At 39.8% G+C, this 19,500-nt stretch carries 22 protein-coding genes; 20 read left to right on the top strand and 2 right to left on the bottom strand.

What is annotated here, in order from left to right:
• Positions 1 to 99: 99 nt before the first annotated feature.
• The 11 genes from PQ478_RS10250 to PQ478_RS10200 all read left to right on the top strand — a co-directional run bounded on the left by PQ478_RS10250 (position 100) and on the right by PQ478_RS10200 (position 11,514).
• On the top strand, positions 100 to 1,347 hold the full coding sequence (locus PQ478_RS10250; protein ID WP_289236786.1) for a hemolysin family protein: 1,248 nt from the start codon (positions 100 to 102) through the stop codon (positions 1,345 to 1,347).
• A gap of 163 nt (positions 1,348 to 1,510) precedes the next feature.
• A complete protein-coding gene (locus tag PQ478_RS10245) occupies positions 1,511 to 2,716 on the top strand; it encodes an efflux RND transporter periplasmic adaptor subunit (protein ID WP_289236785.1) in 1,206 nt (401 codons plus the stop codon).
• Complete coding sequence (locus PQ478_RS10240) at positions 2,700 to 3,389, top strand: ABC transporter ATP-binding protein (protein WP_012958776.1); 690 nt, start codon at positions 2,700 to 2,702, stop codon at positions 3,387 to 3,389. Before PQ478_RS10245 ends, PQ478_RS10240 begins: the two co-directional genes overlap by 17 nt.
• Positions 3,382 to 4,608 (top strand): ABC transporter permease, encoded by a 1,227-nt coding sequence (locus PQ478_RS10235; RefSeq protein ID WP_289236784.1) that lies wholly within the window; start codon positions 3,382 to 3,384, stop codon positions 4,606 to 4,608. Before PQ478_RS10240 ends, PQ478_RS10235 begins: the two co-directional genes overlap by 8 nt.
• Before the next feature lie 319 nt (positions 4,609 to 4,927).
• Positions 4,928 to 6,285, top strand: a protein-coding gene (locus tag PQ478_RS10230; protein ID WP_435521046.1) for an IS3 family transposase whose coding sequence is annotated in 2 segments (ribosomal slippage) — positions 4,928 to 5,399 and positions 5,399 to 6,285 — 1,359 coding nt in all. Because the reading frame shifts where the segments join, the coding sequence is not laid out codon by codon here.
• Between the two features lie 578 nt (positions 6,286 to 6,863).
• Positions 6,864 to 7,670, top strand: a complete 807-nt coding sequence (locus tag PQ478_RS10225; protein WP_435521078.1) for a DUF368 domain-containing protein — start codon at positions 6,864 to 6,866, stop codon at positions 7,668 to 7,670.
• A gap of 39 nt (positions 7,671 to 7,709) precedes the next feature.
• Positions 7,710 to 8,993: a hemolysin family protein gene (locus PQ478_RS10220; protein ID WP_289236782.1), complete on the top strand. Its 1,284-nt coding sequence runs from the start codon at positions 7,710 to 7,712 to the stop codon at positions 8,991 to 8,993.
• Between the two features lie 395 nt (positions 8,994 to 9,388).
• A complete protein-coding gene (locus PQ478_RS10215; RefSeq protein ID WP_289236781.1) occupies positions 9,389 to 10,051 on the top strand; it encodes a hypothetical protein in 663 nt (220 codons plus the stop codon).
• A 305-nt stretch (positions 10,052 to 10,356) separates the two neighbouring features.
• A complete protein-coding gene (locus PQ478_RS10210; RefSeq protein ID WP_012958770.1) occupies positions 10,357 to 10,614 on the top strand; it encodes a hypothetical protein in 258 nt (85 codons plus the stop codon).
• Positions 10,615 to 10,714: 100 nt separating this feature from the next.
• Positions 10,715 to 11,047, top strand: coding sequence for a DnaJ family domain-containing protein (locus tag PQ478_RS10205; protein ID WP_289236780.1), 333 nt, complete (start codon positions 10,715 to 10,717; stop codon positions 11,045 to 11,047).
• Between the two features lie 29 nt (positions 11,048 to 11,076).
• Positions 11,077 to 11,514 (top strand): VOC family protein, encoded by a 438-nt coding sequence (locus PQ478_RS10200; protein WP_012958768.1) that lies wholly within the window; start codon positions 11,077 to 11,079, stop codon positions 11,512 to 11,514.
• A gap of 78 nt (positions 11,515 to 11,592) precedes the next feature.
• Here the strand turns inward: PQ478_RS10200 and PQ478_RS10195 are convergent, their stop codons facing one another.
• Positions 11,593 to 11,868, bottom strand: a complete 276-nt coding sequence (locus tag PQ478_RS10195) for a hypothetical protein (RefSeq protein WP_289236779.1) — start codon at positions 11,866 to 11,868, stop codon at positions 11,593 to 11,595.
• Positions 11,869 to 12,031: 163 nt separating this feature from the next.
• Here PQ478_RS10195 and PQ478_RS10190 point away from each other — a divergent pair, with 163 nt between their 5' ends.
• The 7 genes from PQ478_RS10190 (at position 12,032) to PQ478_RS10160 (ending at position 16,056) form a co-directional block, all read left to right on the top strand.
• Entirely contained in the window at positions 12,032 to 12,760 is a 729-nt protein-coding gene (locus PQ478_RS10190; protein ID WP_289236778.1) for a hypothetical protein, read from the top strand.
• A 1-nt stretch (position 12,761) separates the two neighbouring features.
• A complete protein-coding gene (locus PQ478_RS10185) occupies positions 12,762 to 13,298 on the top strand; it encodes a GNAT family N-acetyltransferase (protein ID WP_289236777.1) in 537 nt (178 codons plus the stop codon).
• Between the two features lie 18 nt (positions 13,299 to 13,316).
• Positions 13,317 to 13,718: a hypothetical protein gene (locus PQ478_RS10180; protein WP_289236776.1), complete on the top strand. Its 402-nt coding sequence runs from the start codon at positions 13,317 to 13,319 to the stop codon at positions 13,716 to 13,718.
• An 89-nt stretch (positions 13,719 to 13,807) separates the two neighbouring features.
• Positions 13,808 to 14,593, top strand: coding sequence for an SDR family oxidoreductase (locus PQ478_RS10175; RefSeq protein ID WP_289236775.1), 786 nt, complete (start codon positions 13,808 to 13,810; stop codon positions 14,591 to 14,593).
• Between the two features lie 222 nt (positions 14,594 to 14,815).
• Positions 14,816 to 15,052: a hypothetical protein gene (locus tag PQ478_RS10170; RefSeq protein ID WP_075682391.1), complete on the top strand. Its 237-nt coding sequence runs from the start codon at positions 14,816 to 14,818 to the stop codon at positions 15,050 to 15,052.
• Between the two features lie 218 nt (positions 15,053 to 15,270).
• Positions 15,271 to 15,516, top strand: a complete 246-nt coding sequence (locus PQ478_RS10165; protein ID WP_289236774.1) for a hypothetical protein — start codon at positions 15,271 to 15,273, stop codon at positions 15,514 to 15,516.
• A 294-nt stretch (positions 15,517 to 15,810) separates the two neighbouring features.
• A complete protein-coding gene (locus PQ478_RS10160) occupies positions 15,811 to 16,056 on the top strand; it encodes a hypothetical protein (RefSeq protein WP_289236773.1) in 246 nt (81 codons plus the stop codon).
• 145 nt (positions 16,057 to 16,201) lie between these two features.
• Here the strand turns inward: PQ478_RS10160 and PQ478_RS10155 are convergent, their stop codons facing one another.
• Positions 16,202 to 17,059: a manganese catalase family protein gene (locus tag PQ478_RS10155; protein WP_012958760.1), complete on the bottom strand. Its 858-nt coding sequence runs from the start codon at positions 17,057 to 17,059 to the stop codon at positions 16,202 to 16,204.
• A gap of 94 nt (positions 17,060 to 17,153) precedes the next feature.
• Between PQ478_RS10155 and PQ478_RS10150 the strand changes: the two genes are divergently transcribed.
• Together PQ478_RS10150 and PQ478_RS10145 are read left to right on the top strand one after the other, a co-directional pair.
• The gene (locus PQ478_RS10150) at positions 17,154 to 17,594 is read left to right on the top strand and encodes a DUF4181 domain-containing protein (protein ID WP_289236772.1); all 441 of its coding nucleotides are present in this window, start codon (positions 17,154 to 17,156) and stop codon (positions 17,592 to 17,594) included.
• A gap of 90 nt (positions 17,595 to 17,684) precedes the next feature.
• Positions 17,685 to 19,352, top strand: a complete 1,668-nt coding sequence (locus tag PQ478_RS10145; protein ID WP_289236966.1) for a ribonuclease J — start codon at positions 17,685 to 17,687, stop codon at positions 19,350 to 19,352.
• The last annotated feature ends 148 nt before the right edge of the window (positions 19,353 to 19,500 follow it).

Genomic DNA, 19,500 nt, shown 5'->3' with positions numbered 1-19,500 from the left:
TTTAAGGAGGATTCTTCTTACGCATGCTTTTTATATTCATGATCATTTCCTCATTGGGACAAAATAACCTTACTACTTTTAACACGGGAGAGGTTTATCTTGTCTGAAATCCCATTACACCTAGTCCTTATCTTATTTTTTTTGCTCATCCTATCTGCCTTCTTCTCATCAGCTGAGACAGCCTACTCAAGTGCGAATAAAATGAGGCTGAAAAGTTATGCTGATGAAAACAGAAGAGGCGGGGCCAAAGCTTATCATATTGCACAGCATTTTGATCATGCGCTTTCAACGATCTTAATTGGTAATAACTTAGTCAATATCGCTGCAGCGACTATTTCAGCTCAAGTGGCTACCGCGATTGTTGGCGGCAACACCGGATTGTTGATTTCAACGATTGTGATGACTATTCTTATTTTAGTATTTGGAGAAGTACTGCCAAAATCATTAGCCAAAGAAAATGCGGAATCCTTCGCTCTGAAAATATCCGTTATTTTACTTGCTTTAATGAAGCTTTTTACACCTGTAACATGGCTGTTGGTAAAATTAAAAGAGGTCACTACCCGTTACGTTTCAAACTCAGAGGCCGAGCCATCAGTAACGGAAGAAGAATTAAAAGAAATATTTACCATAAGTCATGCTGAAGGTGTCATTGATCCAAATGAAAAGGAACTCCTTCACAATACGCTGGATTTTAACGATATTAAAGTTGTCGAAATTCAAACACCAAGAACAGAGCTCGTTGCCATTGACATTGATATGGACATCGAAGAAATTACGGCCCTTTTAATAAAAGAGCGTTTTTCAAGAGTCCCAGTGTATGAAGGCACGATTGATAACATTATTGGCATATTATCTGAACGAGATTTTCTTACCGCTCTAGTCACTCAAGGACAAACGGATATCAGAACCATCATGCGGAAGCCGTATTTTGTTGTTGAGACATTAAGAATAGCTAAGCTCCTTCCGATGCTGCAAAAGGACCGTGCTCATATGGCGATTGTGATTGATGAATTCGGCGGCACTTCTGGCATCATTACCCTTGAAGATATACTCGAGGAACTTGTCGGCGAGATCTGGGATGAACATGATGAAAAGATTAAAGACGTGACAGAGCTAGGCCCGAATGAGTATGAATTTTTTGGTGACTACCCGCTTGATCAATTTGCAAGAATGCTTAAAGTTGAACTGCCAGACAGCCGGAACCATACGCTTGGAGGCTGGTTAACGGAAAGGTTTCATTATGTACCGACTATAGATGAAGAAATAATTTATGACGGATTGAAGTTAACCATTACAGACAGCGAAGATCGAAGGGTGAAGAAGGTAAAGGTCAGCCCGGCAGGATAAACTGCAAGGTGCCAGTAGGATAAATTATGAGAACCAGACAGGGGAAACTTGTTTGGTTTTTTTGTCGTTCTATATCATTTCAAAAAATATATTGTAAATTATTAGAATATACTAGATAATATTTCTAGTTATTTGAAATATTTTCTAATAGAACAGGGGTCATATGATGAGAAAGAAGACAAAATTAATTGTAGGAATTTGCGCATTATCAGTATCTTTAACTGCTGCGATTGGAGGTGGCTTATATTTTTCCACTGATCGAGAAGTCAATGCGATGCTAGATGAACCGTGGGTGGAACAAGTAGCGAATATGACTTTTTATGACGACTATTCTTCATCCGCCTTTTCAGGAAAAGTAGAGCCTGAAAAGCATGAAAAAATATACTATGAAGCAGAAAAAGGGAAAATTGAAGAGATTTTCGTAAAAGAAGGAGATTTGATCGATGAAGGAACCGAACTTTTTGTCTATGAACCGCTTGATTCTTCCACCCTTGAACTAGAGCAGCTAAAAATGCAGCTTGAGATGTCTTATCTTCAGATCAACCAAACAGATAAGAAAAAGAAAAAAATAGAGAAAAGCCTTAAAGAAACACAGGATAAAGAGGAAAAAGAACTAATCCAAGAAGAACTTGACCAAATTTCATTTGACCTGCGCATGAGTAATCTTGAAGCTGCTCAGCTGCAAAAGCAAATTGCTAATATGGAAGAGGAAGAAAATTCAACAACCGTCGTTAGTAATAGTCAAGGTATTGTACAGTCTGTCAATGAAGATGTGATGAACGGGGCTAGCATGGAACAGGCGCCTGGTCCATTTATTCAAATCGTTTCTACAGGCTCTTACTTAGTTAAAAGTCAGATCAATGAATTTTTATTAGACTCTATTGAAGTTGACCAAATGGTGAAAATCACCAAAAAAGCAGGCGGTGAGGAAGAATGGCTAGGTAAAATTATTGAAATTGGGAAACTGCCTGTAGGTAATGACCAAGGGGATCCGATGATGGATTATTACGGCGAGTCGAACCCCCAATCATCTAATTATCCTTTTACCGTGCTTATTGAGGAGCATGACGGGTTAGAAATCGGCTTTCATGTGAATGTAGAACCTGTCTCAGAAGATTCAAGCAGCGAGGCAGATGCCATAAGAGTGATGCGTGATTTTGTGGTATTTGAAGATGATGCACCTTATGTATGGCTAGTTAATGAAGAAGAGGAAGCAACGAAACAAGTCGTAGAAACAGGGGCTGAATTTGAAGAGGATTATACAATCGAAATTGTTAGCGGGATCTCCCTAGATGATTATTTAGTCTACCCAGATCCATCTGTAACTGAAGGAAAGAAGGTTACGATCTACCATGATTCATTTGAGTAAAATCTATAAAACCTTCAAGCTAGGAAAAGAGGATGTAACGATTCTCAAAAATATCGATTTCACGGTTGAGTCTGGGGAATTTGTTGCCATTATGGGCCCGTCTGGTTCTGGTAAATCGACGTTAATGAATATTTTAGGATGCCTTGATAAACCATCAACAGGTATCTATCAACTTGATGGAACAGATGTGTTAGCAAGTCGAGAAGGAGCGCTAGCTGATATTCGGAACCAGCAAATTGGCTTTGTGTTTCAAACCTTTCACCTTCTGCCAAGGCTGAGTGCTCTGCAAAATGTTGAGCTTCCGATGATATACAGCAAAGTAAAGAAGAAAGAAAGAAGAGAAAAGGCGTTAGAAGTGCTGAGTAAGGTCGGCTTGAGTGATCGAGTCTCTTTCCTCCCAACTCGTCTGTCAGGCGGCCAGAAGCAGCGGGTAGCGATTGCTCGAGCCTTAGTGAACGAGCCTAAATTTATCTTAGCGGATGAGCCAACTGGAGCACTTGATTCAAAGTCAAGCGCACAAATTCTGCAGCTATTTAAAGAGTTAAATGAAGAAGGCGTTACGATCATTATGATTACGCATGACCAAGAAGTCGCTGATCAAGCGGATCGAGTCGTTTATATCCGTGACGGCGAATTACTAGTAAGTGAGAAGGGAGCGATCCCAAGTGCTTGAGAATATTCGAATATCGTTTCAATCCATTTTCGCTCATAAGCTGCGCTCCACACTAACTATGCTTGGTGTCATCATTGGGATTGCGGCAATCATTGCGATTGTGTCCATGATTGAAGGACAGAGCGAGGCGCTTAAAAGCAACTTAGTTGGGATGGGAAATAATACGATAAACGTCGTGTATGAGGAGCAGAGCATGATAGGCGAAGGGTATTATAATACCTCTTCCTACCTTTCTGCTCCCCCTGTAAAAGAAGAAACCGTTGCACAAATCGAGAGCCTCGATATAGTAAATGGAATTTCTTTGTATCATGAGTCATGGAATGCACCTGCCTTTCATTTAACGCAGTTTTCCTACCCAAGAGCAATTGGAGTGGATCAAGCCTACTTTGATCTTTTTCCTATCACCATCGTAGAAGGCAGACCTCTCACCGAAAATGAGCTAACCGGAACAGCTCAAGTCGTCATGATTAATGAAGATGTTCAAACAGAATTATTCCCAGATAAGAGCCCGCTTGGTGAATTTATAGAAGTCAAAGGGATCCCGTTTCGCGTCGTAGGAATATTCACAGAGATGACAGAGGAAAGCATGTTTTACGGGGGTTGGACGGAGCCAAAAATGTACTTCCCACGTGGGGTTTGGCCGTTTATCGAAGGATTTGATGCCCCGACTCAGATTGCTGTGCAAGCTACATCTTCAGAACATATACAAGAAGCGGGTATGATTGCAGCTGATTTGTTAAATAGCGACCTGTCTCCTGCCGAGATGGAAACGGCGATGTACAATGTCATGGACTTGCAAGCCATTGCAGAAGAGATCGCCGCATTTAACATGGCTTTTGCCCTATTGCTCGGAGGGATCGCAAGTATATCCTTGCTTGTCGGGGGAATCGGGGTCATGAATATTATGCTCGTATCCGTCACAGAGCGAACTAGAGAGATCGGCATCAAAAAAGCACTTGGTGCAAAGCGTCACATCATCCTCTTGCAATTTTTAACGGAAGCGATCGTGCTGACTAGTATAGGCGGTGTCCTTGGAATTGCTGGTGGGATCGGCATTGCAAAGATTATATCAACAATTATTAATATGCCATTTATGATTTCGATTCCTGCTATTGTTGGGTCACTGATATTCTCCATGTTAGTAGGGATTGTATTTGGAATTTTACCATCATTAAAGGCGTCAAATCTACAGCCTGTAGATGCATTAAGGTATGAATAATAAATACGTTATTTTAGCCGGCTCACTAATGGGTCGGCTTTTGTCCACTGAAAAGCTGTCAAACGCGTGGCAAGAGCGTACTCGCCGCTACTGAATTAGGCTTCGCTAGATTATCGCATTTTGTAAATATTATGTGGAGTGATATAGTAATCGCTTCAAAGCTTATTTAACTCCAAATACCCTAAACATGGGCTATAGCGGATTCAACGCTGCTGAACTATACTTCGCTTTTCACGGGAAGCTAGTGAGCTTCCTCGGGCAATTGTACTGCACCCCTATTGTTGGACACCTCAATCAACAATAGGAGGTGCCTTCATCAATGACCACGTTCACTAAGGAATATAAACTTCAAGCGGCTAAACGTTATCTAAATGAAATCATCAGTTATCGAGAACTTGCGAATCAAGTGGGCGTAGATGATTCGACGCTGCGATATTGGGTGATGTTAGTTCGCTATCATGGAGATCAAGCTTTTACCTTTCCCTATACAAACTATTCAGCTGCCTTTAAACTGAAAGTAATTCAATTTATGACCGAAGAGAATTACTCCATTCGAGAGGCATCAGCCATTTTTCATATTCCCGTTCCATGTATGCTTCGCAGATGGAAGAAAAAGTGGGAAACAGCTGGAGAAGATGCCCTTGAACCAAGAGAAAAGGGGCTTTCTACAATGACTTCTAATCAGAATAAAAACAAGGGCAACAGCGACTCTTCAACCCAATCGATAGAAGAGATGAAAAGAGAACTGGAACACCTGCGTATGGAGAATGCGTATTTAAAAAAGCTGAAAGCCTTAGTTCAGGAAAAACAATCACCAACAAAATCAAAGCGAAAGTAGTATATGAACTAAGGAACGAATTCCCGGTGATTCGAATGTTAAAGATAGCCAAGATGCCTAGAAGCACTTACTATAACCTTGTAAAAAAATGGAGCGAACCAGATCCTGATCGAAAATGGAAAAGAAGAATTGCATTCATTTACCATAAGCACTTTGGTCGATATGGCTATCGTCGTATTACAGACCTCCTTCAGGAAAAGGGATATGCGATTAACAAAAAGAAAGTGCTTCGAATGATGAGAGACCTAGGGCTTAAATGCCTTGTACGAATGAAAAAATACAAATCATATAAAGGAGAAGTTGGAAAAGCAGCTCCAAACATCCTAAACCGTAACTTTAGAGCCGAGAAGCCTAATCAAAAGTGGGTGACAGACATTACGGAATTTAAATTGTTTGGACAGAAGCTCTATCTGTCTCCACTATTTGACCTGTTTAACGGCGAACTGATAACCTATACGCTCCAATCAAGACCAACGTATGATTTGGTCGATACGATGTTGGACCAAGGGTTAAAGCACCTAAATAAAGGCGATGATCTCTTGATTCATTCTGATCAAGGTTGGCACTATCGAATGGCCCCTTACGTAAGGAAACTGAAAGAACATAACATCACACAAAGTATGTCTCGAAAAGGCAACTGTCACGATAATTCTGTCATGGAAAACTTTTTTGGAATCCTGAAATCGGAGTTCCTTTATTTAAACGAATTTGATAGTATTGAACACTTCAAAGAAGAGTTAGAACAATACATCTATTACTACAACCATGTGAGAATTAAATCAAGATTGAACCGGAAAAGTCCAGTAGCTTATCGACTCAGTACCCAAAAAGCTGCTTAAAAAAGTGTCCAACTTTATGGGTGCAGTACAGCAATGCCCTGTGGGATCTCACTCCTGCTCTAGGCCCCGTAGAAGTCTCCGTATAGTTCATCCGCTGGGCTATTGCTTTCTGTAATTATTCAGTGGAGTGATTTGCTTATGGGTCAGTTCAAATAAAAAAAACTTAAATCGACAACTTAGTTTAATAAGGCTGCTTATAATGATGGGGCAATATACAATCTTTTTCCTTTGTTGAATGGAGTGGAAGGTACGAGACTCCAGCGGGACGAGGGAGAAGGTGAGATCCCACAGGTGTAAAAATACCGAAGAAGCTCCTGGACCGCCCGCGGAAAGCGAGTCCCTGCAGCGGGAATCAACAACTACTTTAGGTGGTGGAACTTTCAGTAGTATCGATCGGCTTTCTATTAGAGATTCTATGCTGTTGCTGTCTGTCTTTCAATATTCTCCACAGGTTTGAACAATTATGGACAAATAGACAAACTAGTTGTTTGTTTGAAGCCTATCGATTATGATAATCTTTATCATTATTTATAAAGGAGAAGACAATTTTGTTTGAGTGGAGAAATATTTTTAAAGGCATGACGATGGGTGTGTCTGACCTGATTCCTGGTGTCAGCGGTGGAACAATCGCCTTAGTGCTAGGCATTTATCAAAACCTTGTCGCTGCAATCAACGGCTTATTTACAAAGGATTGGAAGAAGCATTTGATGTTTTTAATCCCGCTAGGAACGGGGATCGTGATTGCCTTACTGACGATTAGTCATCTAATTGAATGGCTGCTTGCGGAATACCCGCAGCCGACATTTTTCTTTTTTCTAGGTCTAGTCATTGGGATCATTCCTTCCTTATTAAAGGAGATTGATTATAAACGGAACTTTACTAACAGACATTATGGATTATTAGCTATTGGTGCGCTTCTTGTTGCTTCAACGTTTTTCTTTAAAAGCAATGAGCTGGCAGAGGTGATGACTAGTTTAAGCTTTAGTGATTATATCCTATTATTCTTTGCAGGGTGGCTCGCAAGCTCAGCAATGATTCTGCCTGGTGTGAGTGGATCGTTTATTTTCCTGCTATTCGGGGTTTATCCGACAGTCGTTAACGCATTATCTTCCTTCAATATCCCAGTCATTCTTACGGTAGGGGCAGGGATTGGAATTGGATTAGTATTAACGAGTAAATTAATTACGTTTTTATTTGAACGCTTTAAACTTGAAACGTATGCGATCATGATTGGCTTTATAGCAGGATCAATTGTCGTTATTTTTCCGGGTTTCACCGAAGACCATCTATTAAGTATCGGAGCCATCATTTTAGGCTGGATGGCTGCAAAGCTGTTGAGTGTTGCTGAGAATAAAAAAATAGTGGTGAAAATTCAGAATTCGTAATAAAATAGAAGTAATACTACTATGGAGTGTGATGTATAGATGGACGATGTTCCGTCGAGTTTGATTGCGTTTTTTATCATATTGTTAGGGTTATCCGCTTTTTTCTCCTCAGCGGAAACGGCATTTTCGAGTGTAAATAAAATCCGTTTGAAACATTATGAGGATGAGGGAAGGAGAGGGGCGCGAAAGGCAGTCCAGATAGCTGAGAATTTTGATAAGACGCTCTCAACACTTTTGGTCGGCAATAACCTGGTGAATATTGCGGCTGCAACGCTATCTTCACAAATTGCGATCCAATTGTTTGGTCCAAGTCTTGGAGTGTTTATCAGTACATTTGTTGTTACGATTTTAGTGTTGATTTTTGGTGAGATTATCCCTAAATCATTGGCTAAAGAGTACGCAGAAGGCTATGCGCTTAAGACATCAGGGTTCTTATTTTTGCTCATTCAAGTGTTCTATCCAGTCACTTGGGTGTTTCTGCAAATTAAGAATGTGATCTCACTCTTTGTAAAAAGTAAAGATCAGACTCCATCTGTCACAGAAGAAGAAATTAAAATGCTCGTTCAAATAAGTGAAGACGAAGGTGTCATCGGTAAAAGCGAGAAAGAAATGGTGCACCGTTCACTCGAATTTGATGACATTATCGTTCAAGAAATCTTGAAGCCTCGTCCAGATATGATTGCGATTGAGGTGGACCAAGATATTGCGTTGATTAAACATGTATTTTTGACCGAGCATTATTCAAGAATCCCTGTGTATGAAGGGACCATTGATAATGTGGTCGGCATCCTTTCAGAGCGTGACTTTCTTACGGCGTATATCGAAGAAGGGGAAACACTTAATGTGCGCTCATTAATGAGACCTCCTTTATTTGTCGTAGAATCTATGAAAATTTCATCGTTATTACCTGAACTTCAAAAGAAAAAGGTGCATATGGCGATTGTTATTGATGAATTTGGAGGAACATCAGGTCTTGTCACACTCGAAGATCTTCTTGAAGAAATTGTAGGGGAAATTTGGGATGAGCATGATGTCAGTATTAATCAAGTCCGACAAATCGGTCCGTCGAGCTATGTGGTGGATGCTGATTACTCGATTGATGATTTTGCTGAGCTTGTTGATATCGCACCTCCAGTGACTACTCATCATACAGTAGGGGGCTGGCTGATTGAAGAATTTCAGCGCATTCCTAAAGAAGGCGAAGAATTCCATTATCAGAACTTAAACTTGCGTATTGAAAAAGCAGAAGAGAAGCGAGTACGCCAAGTTCATTTAAATATTAATCATAACTCAACCGAACCCGGCCATATGGCTGCGATATAAGGGAAGAGGAGCTGTCCTGTGGGCAGCTTCTTTTTTTGTGTGGATGTGAGAAGGGAAGGCGGTGGGAGTAAGGTCAACCGGCGCATTTATTGGTTCAATCTATACAATAGTTCTCAGCACCGGCGCATATCCAGCTTGAAGGGACGCAATAGGAAGGGATTGACGCAAATAAGCTCCCAACCGACGCTATTACACGAAAGAAGAGAGCAATTACCTTTCCACCCAACGCATAAACGAGGGGAAAAGATACAATTGAAATGACAGCAACTATGCGCGGGGAGTCAGTAAGGGCGAATCTTCACTTTCACATGGTATTTAGTGTATATAAACCTTAATTATGGAAGGTTAATGTGCTATGATGATAGAGTCATTACTTTTGTAGAAGGAGAAAAGCGTTGAGCATCATTATTCCAGAGTGGATATATACCCTATTAAACATACCCTCTAAAACAATATTCACCCTGCTTTGTACAATGTTGACTGTATTATTTCTTAAATTGTTTAAAATTGAACTAAACAAATGGATGGTCTCTATCGTCTTCCTAATCATTATGATCCCTGCACACATGTTCATTTCAAATCAATATTCACAAGCTTGGCTGCATGATCATATGACTGTCATTAGTGGTTCCAATGAAATCTTAGAGCATTCCTACGAAAATCCTGTTCTTCTGACGACTGATGATGATTTAATCCTTTTTACTGAATTTCCCTATGAAGAAGTAATTCCAATACAGCTAACGGACGATTACTCTACTAATATACTTGTGAAGCCCGTTACAATAGATGTTGAGTCGATTAGATATTTACAGCAAATTCATTCAAAAACAACTGATGTAGAATATGAATTTCAATTTTTTTCTTTAGGTTATTATTTAATGGATATAATCATTCCTAAGCTGCAAAATGAGCTGGAAAACGAAGCAGCAAATCTAGAATTTTTTCTAAATGAACAGCAATTCAAGCAGGAGGAAGTCAACGAATTAGTTAAACAGCACCTACATAAGGTTTTAGATAACACCGAAATGGAATTATTTGATTTAGAGATTATAGACTGAAGTAATAAATAGAATGGGCTGTTTGGGTGGGATGTGATTGAAAATTAAGTGCTTCTTATACACGTGTGTGGTTATTTCATTGTTAGCAGGATGCATTTACGATTTACAGTAACTATACAGCCAATATAAATTCAGAAGATTATATAGTGGAAGACTTTGATATGAAGATCTTAGAGGCATTCTTTCGATAAACGAATTGCATATATGCATAGATCAAACCCAACGTTAGGGGATGATCATCTCAAGAATGAGTCAAGCAGCACCTACATAGAATTTTAGATAACATATATAAGGGAGGTGGGGAAGTGAAAAGAGGTTTAAATATCATCTGGCTGATCTTTTCGGGTGCTTTTGTTTTATTATTTTCCCTATGGATGAGCGGGCCTGGTATAGCTGAAACGAATGAACCTACCTATCGACTCTATTTTATGATTCCATTTCTAGTTTGGTTGATTGGCGTATTTATACAGTTTTATTATAAACACTTCCTATTTGGTTTTTTCGTCACCTTAGGCGCTACGTTCTTCTATGTTTCATTAGTGATTCAAGCAGCCCTCTTATAATCGTTTATGAACAATCCTTGAAGTCTTCTTTTTAAGAAGGCTTTTTTCAATGGATTATCGAAATATATTTTTATAGTGATTTTATGAAGGGAGGATTGTGATGGATCGACCATATAACGACCTTATTGGTGACATATTAGAAGAGAAAGGCGAGAAGGATACTTTAAAGGGTAAGGGGCAGCCTTTATCCTCAGACTATATGAAACGTGATACCTTTCAGCAGTTTCAGGAGATCGCAAAAGATGCAGGGTATGTGCCTCATTGGTTAAAGCTTCAAAAGGAGATATCAGCTTTAATTCATACATGCAGGAGTGCAAGTGACCTTGAGCTGATTAATGTAAAAATTAAGGAACATAATATAAAATGTCCACCGCAGATGCAGCGTCATCTGATCACAGTGAACAACCTAGACAGGGCGAAAGAAGTTTGGTAATTACATTGATTATATGAGGAGTGTAGAAGATGAACCGAGTTAACCTGATTACTTTAGGGACAAAAGATATTTCCAAAGCGCATGACTTCTATAAAGAAATTGGTTTCGAGACCACAGTAGTAGGCGATCCTGACAGCCCTGATATTGTATTTTTCAGAAATGAAGGCTCAAAAATATCACTTTATCCAATTGAACATCTTGCACAAGATATTAATAAAGAACAACCTCCTGCCATCAATCAAGGTGGATTTCGGGGGATTACTTTTGCGTACAATACCAAATCAAAAGATGAAGTAGACAAGGTACTAACCCAAGTTAGACAAGCTGGTGCAAGTGTAATAAAAGAAGCAGCACCAACGGATTGGGGAGGATACGGTGGTTATTTTCAAGACCTAGACGGCTACTATTGGGAAGTCGCTTACGGTGAAATGTGGGAATTCGATGAACAGAATATGTTGAAAGTTTGATCGTCTTGCTTGGATTATTCCAAGCTTTTTTATTTGAACTAAACGGGCTTGAACTTACGAAGAGAATCGATTACCCAGTCATAAACCTTCTACAAACAACGAAATAGCAGGCAGGACATAAAACAACCCTAATAAACTGAACACAAACAGTGCAAATAACCATCCTTTCTTTACGTTTAAAAGAATATAGGCAGATAGGATAACAAGTATATCAAACATGAGAATGGCAGCGATCCACGTTGTGAATGTACGGTTAGGGTCGGGAGCTGAAGGATTGTATATCCCAGCTATACCGATCATGGTAGCAAACAAAATAATAAGGATATGCACTGATATTACAGTTATTCTGTACATTTGCATCTCTCCTTTTACTATAAATTGTTCTCTATTTTAATTAATGACTTTCAAATCATATAAAATCAAGCAAAACCAGGTATAAATTCCCATACTGTCATTCAAATCTGCTAATATAAGGAAAGTGAGATAATATTTATACATATTGAAGAGGTGAGCATCATTGAGGATTATTGGTTGGATCGGATTATTCCACGTAGCAGGATTCGTTACGTGGATGGTGATAAACATTGTTTTTCAGATACAGAATCCTATAGCTATTGATCAAGAAGCAAGACTTTCAATCTCTGTGCTTGACTATTACAGTCAATTTCCAGGTTATTTTGGGTTTGACCATGGCTCAAAAGCTATTATTCTTTTAATAAGTTCTGTCATACCAATCGGAATCTACCACTTGTGCAGCGGGATTCGTTCTTTTCAGATGAAAAACCTTATCGCTCTTATATGTGGCAGTGCTGGGTTTATCGTGTATGCCTTATCATTCATTCTACAAGCCGCTGCTGTGAGTTATGCCATTAAGTTATACAGTCAAGCAGTCGATGAAACCACTAAACAATTTGCAGCCCTTCTCATAGAGTGGTCTATGATGGAAGGTGGTTTATCAACAAGCATCTACATATTAGCTAACTTTTTGATTGGGATATGGATCATTTTACATTCTCAAGCCCTTAAAGAGGTGGGCTTTTCATATCGGTTTAAGCTATTTGGTTATATTGTTGGAGGGTTATTAATCGTAGGTTATTTCATTGCATGGTTTTTCTTAATGCAAGGCAGCCAAGTGATGCACGATGTAACAGAGGTCATTGGGATTCTTTTCTTTGTCTGGCTTACGATCTTAAGTATTTCATTTGTTAAGGGAAATTCATTAATACCTAAAAGAGTGGAGGAATAGCATGTTGCGTTCAAAACGAATTCACCTCAGAAAAGTAACAGAAGGTGATGTTGAGTTATATCACAGCTGGCGGAATGACGTGGAGGTAATGAAAACAACGAGCCCTTATATAGATAGCTATACACTCGAAGAAACTAGGAACTTTGTTCAACATATTCTTATCGGTTCTGTTGATTCTAAAAGCTATATGATTGTTGACATTTCCAGCGGAGAAACTCTAGGTATCATTTCTTTAGTTCAACTTGATATGAAAAATAGAAATGCTGAATGTATTATTGACATTGGCAATAAAGAGTATTGGGGAAAGGGTTACGCTAAAGAAGCTCTCACTGTATTGCTTGACTATGCCTTTTATGAGGTGAATCTACATCGTATTTCTCTTAAGGTTTATTCAATGAATGAAAAGGCTATTCATTTATATAAAAAGCTCGGTTTCAAAGAAGAAGGTGTGAGCCGAGAAGTTCTATTCCGGGAAGGCAAATGGCATGACCTTATACATATGGGAGTGCTGTCTGGGGAATATAGTAACAACAAATGATGTTGGGACGTGATTCAAATGAAACTAAAATCGATCTTTGTAACCTCTATGATATTTATTATGTTAGCTGGCTGTATGCAAGCAGGGGAAACACCAGAGGACGCGTTACCTGCTCAACCAGATAGCGTTCTTTCTCAAGCTGCACTTAATGAAGAAACAATGGCAATCGCTTATTCCGCAAATGAGACCATCAACGTATCTACTGTCCAGAAACAAGGCGGAAGCTGGTTTGTATTAGAAGAATTACAATTAGGTGAAGCTTCCTTAGACAACATAGACACCGTTAAGGAAGGACAGTTTATCATTGCGGGATTTTCGGAGCAAGATGACAACACATCCGTTGATCAAGTTCCCCTCACTATAGGTGATGCAGGTGAAGTGAACGTATGGTTCTTAGACAAAAAAAGCAGAACGAACTAATGATAACTCATCGCCTCTGATTATACGTTTATCTCATCCTTACCAGGGAATAGATGGGTATTAGCATCTATTTCAAGGAGGCGGTACATATGACAAAATCAATTCTTATTACAGGAGCTGGCACAGGACTTGGCAAAGGAACCGCTATCGGCCTTGCGAAAGCTGGGCATCAAGTTATGGCAGGAGTAGAGATCGATGCCCAGGTCACTTCCCTTAGAGAGGCTGCTAAAGCTGAAGGGGTTGAGCTTGATGTGTTCAAAATGGACATTACTTGCCCAGAAGAAAGAGCGAAGATGGCTAGCCGAGACTTCGATATCTTTGTTGCCAATGCAGCAATTAATCAAGGGGGACCTCTAGGCGAAGTACCAATGTCTATTTTTCGTGAAATGTTTGAGGTAAATGTATTTAGTACGCTTGAAACTGCGCAAATTGCGGCGAAAAAGTTTGTAAAGAAAGGAAAAGGAAAGATCATCTTTATGTCATCCATGGCCGGATCGATGGCGGGTCCTTATGCAGGGCTTTATGCATCAACCAAGCATGCACTTGAAGCTGTGGCTAAATCATTACAAAAGGAAATGGACTATTTTGGTGTTCAAGTAGCTACCATTAATCCAGGACCGTTTGCGACAGGATTTAATGATCGTGCGGTTGAAGCGAAATGGGACTGGCTGCGTGAAGGCATCCATTACTCGCCGTTTGATGAGATGAAAGAAAAGGATAAAGGTGTAGAAGATCAATTTGACCCTGAAGAAATGATTGCGAAAATGGTCGAGATCATACCAAAAGATTCTCATAAATTTAGAACGGTTTATCCAGCAGAAACTGAAAAGCAAATGCGTGAAGAGGAAGCAGAAAATTGGACGAAAGAAATATAAGAAAGGTATGACGCAACAGGATCACTGTTGCGTCTTTTAAAATTTTTCAGATCACCTATACTAATCTCTATAAAGAGACCAAATCTACTATGATTAGGTCTCTTTCGTCTATTACTAGTAGATGTAAAAGAGAGGGCAGCCCGTTTTGTTTATCCTTCTTTAAAACATCTATACCTTTCTCTTGTGCGATGCATAGGTTAAGAGAGAGGAGGTGATAGAGTCATGTCTAAGAAAAGAAAGAGCTGCTGCTGTAAAAAGACGATTCGTGAACTATTAAAACAGTTTAAGTCTCTTTTAAACATTAGAACCATCCCAATTGCAGACATTCCTGATAATTGTGAACTAGTTTGTAATGGACCATTTTGTATACTCGTTTGTTATGCGGAGGGTGGAGAGACGATTCACTGCGATATTGTCTGTGATGATGCAGGTAATTGCCAGGTCATTTGTAATGAATAACACTTCATTCTTGAGCGGTTTCATTTGCTCAAGATTACATAAAGTTTTAATGAAATCAAATCCTTGCCATCGATAAAAATAGAAGGTATCGATGATTTTAACATAGAATAAGAAGTTAAAATAGCACATTTATTCTTAAATTTTCCACTTATTGATGGTAAACTGAGAAAGTTGATTAAAACAAAGGCTTAACAATTCCGTTTGAAGGGGGATTGGTGATGAAGAAGAGTTGGCTGTCTCTCTTTAGCGGTATCATTTTCGGTCTTATTATTTCATTGTACGTGTACAGGGGAGAAGAGGTCTTTTTCTATATACCGTATGTGCACCCAAATGAAACTTTCTATGTGCTTGAACAAAATTTCGATGTGACGGTTGGGGCCGTGAGAATTATGCTCATATGCAGTGTAGCGGTTTATGTGCTTTTATTCCTTCGAGAAAAGGTTAGGAAAACTCCCGAGCAATAGAAAAAAAGGAGTGGTGTCGTGAGTGTACACGAGTTTAAAGGATCCCTAGCTACTATAAGCACCATTCTCTATTTTGACAAAGAAGACTACCTTCGAGAAAAAACAACCGATGAAAGAAGAATAATGCAGTTTATTTCAACGGCTGAAACCGAAAAGATAGTTTAACTACTAGACGAACCACTATGGTAATCAGCACAATTTATTCACACCTCTAGCAATAGCGGATACATCTATTATATGAGTTTATATAATATAGTATCTCTCTTTTAGGAGGTGTAGATATGTGTTACCACCATGACTGTGGATGCCATGATAGACGTGACGACCGTCGTGATGATCGTCGTGATGACAGGCGTGACCATCGTTGTGATAGACGCGATGACAGGCGTGACGACCGTCGCCATCACCATCACCATTGCTGCAAAAAGTGCTGCTGCCGCTGCTGCCATAGACGTAGATGTTTCTGTAACCTTTTCTTCTGGTAGAAAAAAGAAGCTCTCACATGGTGGGAGCTTTTCCGATGAATTCCTAGAAAAATAAGAGGCGTCAATCTTGAATACATACGAAATGGTTTGTACCAATTTCTTTTTTGTTTATGCTGATGATCTTGCTGGCAGTCCTGGTTTAGCAGGTTGAAAATAAGCTAAAGGCACCCACTTAAGCATGGGTGCTCATACATGTTACATTAATTATTTAAATCCGTTAAACCTGGTGCGTGTTCATTTGGCATATCAGGCATTTCTGGAACAGGATGCCCTTTAGGCGGCGGGGTAACAGCCAATTCACCGTCATTTCTGCTTGGAGACGTTCCTTGGAAGATTTCTCCCATGCGAGTTTCATCCAAACGGAAGTTAAACTGAGCATTATGGAATCCCATCTCGACATATTTGCGGCACTCAGGGTATTTATTAAGATCATAATTTGGAACAGGGAAGAGCTTACCCCAATCAACACCTAATGTTTCTAGCGCTTTAGCAAAGGCATTTTGATGAGCGTTATCCCGTACAATCAGAAAAGCGATCGTCTCACGTAATGTCTTATTATCGCTCATCTCATAAATTCTAGATTTTTGCAAAACCCCAGTGGATTCAAGTACCACGTTATTTAAAAGGTTTGCTACTAAGTTTCCATGGTCATACACCCAAGAGCCGTTCCAAGGGTTACCGCCTGCATCAACAGGAAGCGATGCTTTAGCTCCAATGATATAATGATGAGGATTTGCTCCAGCTTGGATGACATCATCTAACGGGGCTCCATCTTGCGCTTGGTTTCCTGGCATATCGCCGCCTGATTCATTTAACAGCTGGTTAATGGTTGATTGAACAAGCTCAATATGACTGAGTTCTTCTAAAAAAACGCCTCTAATTAAATCACGGTACTGCTTCGCTTTGCCTCTAAAGTTTGCGCTTTGAAATGAAAATTGCATCATCGTTCTCATTTCACCAAACTGACCGCCAAGCGCTTCTTGCAGGACTTTTGCTGCATGTGGATCTGGCTTATCAGGAACAATCATGTTGATTAAATCTTCTCTATAGAAATACATAAGATCTACCACCTTTGAATGAAAGTCATTTTCTATTGTCCCTTAACCATTACTATCTATTCAAAATTAACGATACAGAAAGGATTGAATAACCTTGTATCCATACGAAATGATTGATCCATACTTCTGGGAGAAATTTTTCATATTTATTCTGTTAACTGCTCTAGTCCTTTTTCTATTTAACGAAGGGATGCGAAGACTGCTGAAGCTTGAAAAGAGAGGGTTTTTCAATAAAGATGGTTATGTAAACAAACGTCACAAAGTGATTGATAGGACGATACGGGCGATATTTTTGTTGCTCATGATCATTGCGCTGATTATGAATGTAACTAGAGACTCTGTCGAGATGTTCAGAATTTTCGATCCAGCTATTTTATTATTCTTTATGCTTTTTTTAACGGAAACTACACGCTCCGTGATGGAATATAAGTATTCAGAGGAACGCAATCGCTATCTTTTAACTGCAAGCTTCGTGCTATTTACATCGATTCTTGTCATCTCGATGTTCATGACCGATTTTTACGGGTTATTCTAATGTTCACGCTTCATAATACTCATAGATTCTTCTTATAAACGGCATACTATCTGCAAAACGATTTTTATGCTTGGAGGAATGAGAGTGGAAATGAACGGCGATCAATTGTCTGTCTATGCGTTAGGCGGGCTTCATGAAGTGGGCAAGAATATGTATGTGATTGAATTTGGGCAGGAAATCGTTGTAGTGGACTGTGGTAATAAGTTCCCCGATGAAACGCTGCTTGGGATTGATTTAATCATTCCTGATATTCACTATTTAATTGAAAACCAAGAAAGAGTTAAAGCCCTCATTGTCACTCATGGACATGAAGATCATATCGGAGGCATTCCTTTCTTTTTAAAGAAATTAAATGTCCCTGTTTATGCGACACGTTTTACATTGGGCTTGATCGAATTAAAATTAACAGAGCATAAGATTTTACGAGAAACGGAATTAATTGAAATTCAAGCTGATTCAGTGATAACGTTTGAGGAAATTAAAATCGAATTTTTCAAGGTGAATCACAGTATTCCTGACTGTCTTGGGATTGTTTTCCGAACGCCAGAAGGGACCATTGTTCATACTGGAGACTTTAAATTTGATCTGACTCCTGTAAACCAGCAGCATTCAGACATTCACAGAATGGCCGAGATCGGCAAAGAGGGGGTCATGCTTTTACTATCGGAAAGTACAAATGCCGAAAGACCCGGCTTAACGCCGTCCGAGCAAATGGTCGGGCATCATTTAGAAAAGGCCTTCATGGATGCAGAGGGTAAAGTCTTTGTGTCTACGTTTGCCTCAAATGTCAGCCGCGTGCAGCAAGTTGTCCAAGCTGCTATACTAACCAACAGGAAATTAGCTCTGATTGGCCGCAGTATGGTGAATGTGGTGGGAGTGGCGATAGAAAGAGGGTACTTAGCGGTTCCTGACGAGATGTTGATTGATCAAAAGCAAATTAATGACTTTCCTCCAGAAAAAGTGGCCATTCTCTGTACCGGGAGCCAAGGGGAGCCGATGGCAGCTCTTTCCCGGCTCTCAACTGGCAATTTTAGAGGAGTCGATGTCCTTCACGGGGATACAGTAATTTTAGCAGCGGGTCCGATCCCAGGAAACGAGCGAAGCGTCACGACGATAGTCGATAACTTATTTGCTTTAGGTGCAAATGTCATCTATGGATCAGGTGTCACAACGGGAATGCATGTTTCAGGTCATGGATATCAAGAGGACTTAAAATTAATGCTCAGCTTCATGCGGCCAAAATATTTCATCCCGATCCACGGCGAATACCGGATGTTGTACAAGCATCAACAGTTAGCTGAATCAGTCGGGGTACAAGAAGGCCATACATTCATTTTGAAAAATGGAGATGTGGTTGATATCAAAAATCAAGAAGCCCGTCAAACAAGAAAAGTCCACGCAGGACATACATATGTGGACGGCATGGGTGTCGGTGATGTTGGGAACTTAATTCTGAGAGACCGCAAACAGCTTTCTGAGGACGGGATGCTCGTTGTTGTGCTGACCATGAGCAAATCCAAAAAAGAATTAATCTCAGATCCAGATACGATCTCACGTGGATTCGTGTATGTAAAAGAATCTGAAGCACTGATGAATGAAGTGAACCAACGCATCAAGCAGAGTATTGCTGAGCTGCGCGAAGAGAACAAAATGGAGTGGAAAGCAATTAAGCAGCAGATTAAAAAGTCAGTTGGCGAATTTCTCTTCTCCAAAACAAAGCGTAAGCCGATGATTATCCCGATTATTATTGAGATTTAATATGGAACAGCTGCCTTCGGTGAGGGCAGCTGTTTTTGTGGTGAGATGGTGGTAGTGAAGTGAAGAGGCGCAATGACGATGGATTAACGTAATAATGCTGTCAACCGAGGCGATAACAAGATGAATCAGCGCAATCAACTCATGAACA

Source organism: Alkalihalophilus pseudofirmus (assembly GCF_029094545.1).
Lineage (GTDB): Bacteria > Bacillota > Bacilli > Bacillales > Bacillaceae_D > Alkalihalophilus > Alkalihalophilus pseudofirmus.
Note: the sequence above shows the minus strand (reverse complement) of the source record. Positions and strands in the feature narration are given on the sequence as shown.